The organism is Aeromonas molluscorum 848, assembly GCF_000388115.1.
Lineage (GTDB): Bacteria > Pseudomonadota > Gammaproteobacteria > Enterobacterales > Aeromonadaceae > Aeromonas > Aeromonas molluscorum.
This window is the reverse complement of the sequence record NZ_AQGQ01000232.1, coordinates 1-5,017: the sequence shown is the minus strand read 5'-3', so window position 1 is coordinate 5,017 and position 5,017 is coordinate 1. Positions and strand designations below refer to the sequence as shown.

The following is a 5,017-nucleotide window of genomic DNA, read 5'->3' as shown; positions in this document are numbered from 1 at the left end:
GACGATCGGCGGTAAGAGGCTGCTCGACAATGCCGACCCCACAGGTCTCGGCACTGATGGCGTACATGCCATAGGTGGGCGGACAGATGAGGATCTGATCTTCCCCGGCCTCGCAGAAGGTGCGGATGAGCAGCTCGATGGCCTCATCGGCGCCACGACTCACCAGCACCTGATCGGCGTTGACCCCGGCATAGGCCGCGTAGCCATCGACAACCTGGGCTGGCTGGCACTCGGGGTAGCGATTGAATTTGCTGCTCTCCACACTAAAGGGAGTGGCGCGCGGGGCTTCGTTGGCATTGAGCCAGACGTGGCCATTGCCGCCGATGCGGCGGGCCGACTGATAGGGGGTGAGGGCACGCACCACACGGCGAGCCAGCTTGGCGATACTCATGACAGATCCTTGTGCTGCAGAATTTCTTGCGACGCGCCCGCGAGGGCATTGAGCCTGAGGGTCACGGCGTTATTGATGGGGGCATCGAGCACCCTTGGCGCGGTGGTATTCATGCCCGCTCCTTTTGTTGCAGTGCATTCAATCTCAGGGTCACTGCATTTTTGTGGGCATCCAGTCCCTCGGCCTGGGCGATGCACTGGACGATGGGTCCGAGCCCCTGAATACCCTCGGCGCTCAGCTCTTGTACCGTGAAGCGACGCTGATAATCGGCCAATCCCAGGCTGGAGCAGGTGCGGGCATAACCGTAGGTTGGCAAGGTGTGATTAGTGCCACTGGCGTAATCCCCGACCGATTCCGGGGTCCACTGCCCCAGGAAGATGGAGCCTGCATTCTCGAGTCCGCCTAGCAGATCCCGGGGACTGCGAGTCTGCACTATCAAGTGCTCCGGGGCATAGGCATTGGAGATGGCGCAGGCCTGGTCCAGATTGTCGCACAGGATAGTCAGGCTGGCGGCCAGGGCCTGGGTGGCAATGTCGCGGCGGCTCAGTTGTTCGAGCTGACGTGCCAGCTCGCCCTTGACGGCCTCTGCCAGGGGGGCGCTGGTGGTCACCAGCACGACCTGGCTGTCCGGGCCGTGTTCGGCTTGGGAGAGCAGATCCGAGGCAACGAAGGCGGCATTGGCCGTGTCGTCGGCAATGACCAGCACCTCGGAGGGGCCGGCTGGCATGTCGATGGCTGCACCGCGCCAGTCACGGGAAACTTGCCCCTTGGCTTCGGTCACATAGCTGTTGCCCGGGCCGAAGATCTTGTCCACCTTGGGGATGGACTGGGTGCCATAGGCCATGGCGGCGATGGCCTGGGCGCCTCCGATGGCGAACAGCTGTTTCACTCCGCAGGCGCGGGCGGCAAACAGGATCTCGTCGCTGGCCGGGGAAGGCGTGCAGAGAACCACCTCGCGGCAACCGGCGATGGCGGCGGGAATGGCCAGCATCATCACAGTGGAGGGAAGGGGGGCGCTCCCCCCCGGGACATAGAGACCAACCCTGCCGATCGGTTGAGTGCGCAGCTCGCACAGTACCCCTGGTTGGGTCTCGAGGCGCAATGGAGGTTGCACCTGCGCGGCATGGAAGCTGCGGATGTTTGTGGCGGCGGCCAGTATGGCAGCCTTGATATCGTCGCCCAGACGGGCACAGGCGGCATCGATCTCCGCCTCGCTCACCCGCAATGTTTGGCGGGGGGCACGCTCGAAACGTTGACTCAGCTCGCGCAGAGCATCATCGCCGCGGGTTTTGACTGCAGTGATGATCTCCGTTACCACGGCACCTACATTGGCTTCGTTGTCCAGGGCCGGGCGGGTCAAGGCCTCGGCTTGCTGGGCGGGAGAGAGCTGATTCCAGATGAGGGTCTGCATAGGTTCCCGCCCTTATTCCATCATTTTTTCGATGGGCAGTACCAGAATGGAGCTGGCACCCAGTGCCTTGAGCTGCTCCATGGTTTCCCAGAACAGGGTTTCGCTGGAGACCACGTGTAGGGCGACCTGGTTGGTGTCCCCGGCCAGCTGCATGATGGTGGGGCGCTCTGCGCCAGGCAGCAGATCCGTAATGGCATTGAGCTTGTCTTTGGGAGCGTGCAGCATGATGTACTTGCTCTCACGCGCCTGCTGCATGCCCTGGATGCGTGGTAACAGCTTGTCGATGATCTGCTGTTTGGCTTCGTTCAGGGGATTGGGGGCTTGCACCAGCACGGCCTTGGAGCGGTAGATGACTTCCACCTCTTTCAAGCCATTGGCTTCCAGGGTGGCACCGGTGGAGACCAGATCGCAAATGGCATCGGCGAGGCCAGCGCGGGGAGCCACTTCCACCGAACCACCCAGCATGACACTCTTGAACGCGAGACCTTTGTCGTCGAAGAAGCGCTTGAGCAGGCCAGGATAGGAGGTGGCGATGCGTTTGCCGGCCAGACTCTCCGGACCTGAGTAGCTGGCATCTTCCGGGACCGCCAGGGAGAGACGGCAGCCCCCGAAATCGAGCTGTTTGAGGGTCTTGACCTCGAAAGGCAGCCCTTGGGACTGACGGATGAGCTGCACCTCTTCGAGGACGTTCTCACCTATGATGCCAAGGTCGACCACCCCCTCCATCACCAGACCCGGAATGTCGTCATCGCGCACCCGCAGAATGTCGATGGGCATGTTCTCTACGTGGGCGATAAGACGCTGCTCACGCAGATTGATCTTGAGGCCGCAGCTCTTGAACAGGGCTTGGGAGTCCTGGCTCAGACGACCCGATTTTTGCATGGCGATGCGCAGACGTTGTGTTTCCATTGCTCGATTTCCTTCTAGTCAAAAACGAAAAAACCCTCGGAAGTGTGTGCTTCCGAGGGTTTATGAATCTTGCGGTCCTTTTGGAAGTCACCTGTTAAGTGTCTTCCAGCAGCCAACCTCCTGAAAGACTATTCGGGATGATGATGGTGGTGATGAGTCTTCAGTGAGGTGAACTTCATGTAAACAATCCTTTACAAATAAGATGTCGTTACTGACGCAGGAATTACATTACCGACCTTGACGAAAATTGCAACCAAGGAATGTAAATATCGCGAAGAAAGTAAGGAATGGTCGCCAGTGGTCGATAATAAGACAATGTCAGAACGGAGGACATCCCATGCCTAATCAGGATCTGCTCTTTCCCATCTTGCCGCGGGCTCCGGCCACACCGGGCAGTGATGCCATTCGCCGTGAGGTCAACCCCATCGACCACAAGCACCAGACTCACGAGATAGGCACAGAGCGTGATGGGGGCCAGGGCACGCCTCAGGAGTCGCCGCGTTCCAAGACACCGCCGCCACCCAGTCAGGGCGAGGTTGATGAGCAAGGAGGACACAAGCCGGATCCTGACCACAAGATCGACTTGTTCGTCTGAGCGTTTGGCTTGCCCCCGCTTTTGGCTATAATCGCCCCCTTTGCTTGTGGGAAACCCTCCTTGACCATCCAGACCCTGTTCTCAGAAGGCGGTCCTCTTGCCCGTCATATCGACGGTTTTCTGGCCCGAGCCCCTCAGCTGGAGATGGCTGAGGCGGTGGCGAACACCATCAAGGGCCACGACCGTCTGCTGGTCGAAGCGGGGACGGGGACCGGCAAGACCTACGCCTATCTGGTGCCAGCCTTGGAATCGGGCAAGCGGGTCGTCATCAGCACCGGCTCCAAAAACCTGCAGGAACAGCTCTTCTACCGGGACTTGCCCACCATCACGGGGGCGCTCGATTACAACCAGCCCGTGGCCCTGCTCAAGGGGCGCAGCAACTATCTCTGTGTCGAGCGCATGAACCGCTTGATGAGCGAATCCCATCTGCAAAAACCGGAAGTGATGAGCGACTTGGTCCGGGTCAAATCCTGGTCGAGTACGACAAACACCGGCGATGTGGGGGACATTCCCGGCCTGCAGGAGAACGCCGAGATTTTGCCCCAGATCACCAGCACCAATGACAACTGCCTCGGTCGGGATTGCCCCTATTACGAGGATTGTCATCTGGTGATTGCCCGGCGCCGCGCCATGGATGCCCAGGTGGTGGTGATCAATCATCACCTCTTCTTCGCCGATATGGCGGTGAAAGATACGGGATTTGGCGAGTTGGTGCCGGAAGCCCAGGTCTATGTGTTTGACGAAGCCCACCAGCTCGGCGAGATAGCCACCAACTACTTTGGCAAGTCGGTATCGAGTCGCACTATCCAGGACTTGGCTCAGGATATCCAACTCGCCTACCGGGCCGAGGCTCATGACATGGCCCAGCTCGGCAAGAGTGCCGATCGGCTCAGTATTGCCAGTCAGGATCTGCGCCTCGCCTTCGGGGTCGATGGCGGGCGGGGCAACAGTCGGGATCTGCTGCGACAGCCCCAGTGGGGCCAGGCCCTGGCCCGGCTAAATGATGCTCTTGAGTTCTGCTATGAGGTGCTCAAACTTGCCTTGGGGCGCGGTGAGCAGCTCGATCACTGTTTCGAGCGACTCTGTGAGGTCAGGACGCGACTCGGGGAGGTGCTGGCCATAAACCAGACGGGTTACTCCTACTGGTATGAGTGTACCCGGCTCCATTTCTCCCTCAATCTGACTCCCTTGTCGGTGGCCGAGCGATTCGGCGCCGAGGTGATGCGCCCCGAGGTATCGTGGATCTTTACCTCGGCCACTTTGACGGTGGACATGGGCTTTGATCACTTCAAGGCTGAGTTGGGACTGGCGGGCAGCCATGAGCTTATCCTGGACAGCCCCTTCGATTATGGTGAGCAGGCGCGATTGTGCGTGCCCCGCCAGTTGCCCGAGCCCAATGCGTTTGGCCGTGGCGAACAGCTGGCATTGCGGCTCATCCCCCTCATCAACAAGACGCCGGGGGGCTGTTTTTTCCTCTGCACCAGCCATCAGGTGATGCGCCAGGTGGCCGAGGTGCTGCGCCGGGGAGATAGGCCGTACCGTCTTGCTGCAAGGGGAAGACAACAAACAGCGGCTGCTCTCGACCTTTGTCGAGAATGGTCGCGCCGTGCTGGTGGCGACCAGCAGCTTCTGGGAGGGGATAGACGTCAGAGGGGCGGCGCTCTCCTGTGTTATCATCGACAAGCTGCCGTTTGCGAGTCCGGATGATCCC

4 protein-coding genes, 1 pseudogene and 1 other annotated feature are annotated in these 5,017 nt (G+C 60.2%); of the genes and pseudogenes, 2 read left to right on the top strand and 3 right to left on the bottom strand.

The window, feature by feature from the left end; all coding sequences use genetic code 11:
* The 3 genes from G113_RS19155 to hisG all read right to left on the bottom strand — a co-directional run.
* A partial coding sequence (locus G113_RS19155) for an aminotransferase class I/II-fold pyridoxal phosphate-dependent enzyme (RefSeq protein WP_005909912.1) occupies positions 1–391 on the bottom strand: 391 nt, incomplete at its 3' end.
* A gap of 109 nt (positions 392–500) precedes the next feature.
* Positions 501–1,802, bottom strand: a complete 1,302-nt coding sequence (gene hisD / locus G113_RS19150) for a histidinol dehydrogenase (RefSeq protein WP_005909911.1) — start codon at positions 1,800–1,802, stop codon at positions 501–503.
* Between the two features lie 12 nt (positions 1,803–1,814).
* Positions 1,815–2,711: an ATP phosphoribosyltransferase gene (gene hisG, locus G113_RS19145; RefSeq protein ID WP_005909909.1), complete on the bottom strand. Its 897-nt coding sequence runs from the start codon at positions 2,709–2,711 to the stop codon at positions 1,815–1,817.
* Between the two features lie 24 nt (positions 2,712–2,735).
* Positions 2,736–2,864 (bottom strand) — a sequence feature (His leader region).
* A 184-nt stretch (positions 2,865–3,048) separates the two neighbouring features.
* On the opposite strand from hisG, the gene G113_RS19140 reads away from it, so the two are divergent.
* Together G113_RS19140 and G113_RS19135 are read left to right on the top strand one after the other, a co-directional pair.
* Complete coding sequence (locus tag G113_RS19140; protein WP_005909907.1) at positions 3,049–3,306, top strand: hypothetical protein; 258 nt, start codon at positions 3,049–3,051, stop codon at positions 3,304–3,306.
* A gap of 60 nt (positions 3,307–3,366) precedes the next feature.
* A pseudogene (locus tag G113_RS19135) lies at positions 3,367–5,017 on the top strand (ATP-dependent DNA helicase); the annotation flags it as partial.

Coding starts and splice junctions, on each gene's coding strand:
- hisD (WP_005909911.1), bottom strand. CDS start 1,802: ATGCAGACCCTCATCTGGAATCAGCTCTCTCCCGCCCAGCAAGCCGAG.
- hisG (WP_005909909.1), bottom strand. CDS start 2,711: ATGGAAACACAACGTCTGCGCATCGCCATGCAAAAATCGGGTCGTCTG.
- G113_RS19140 (WP_005909907.1), top strand. CDS start 3,049: ATGCCTAATCAGGATCTGCTCTTTCCCATCTTGCCGCGGGCTCCGGCC.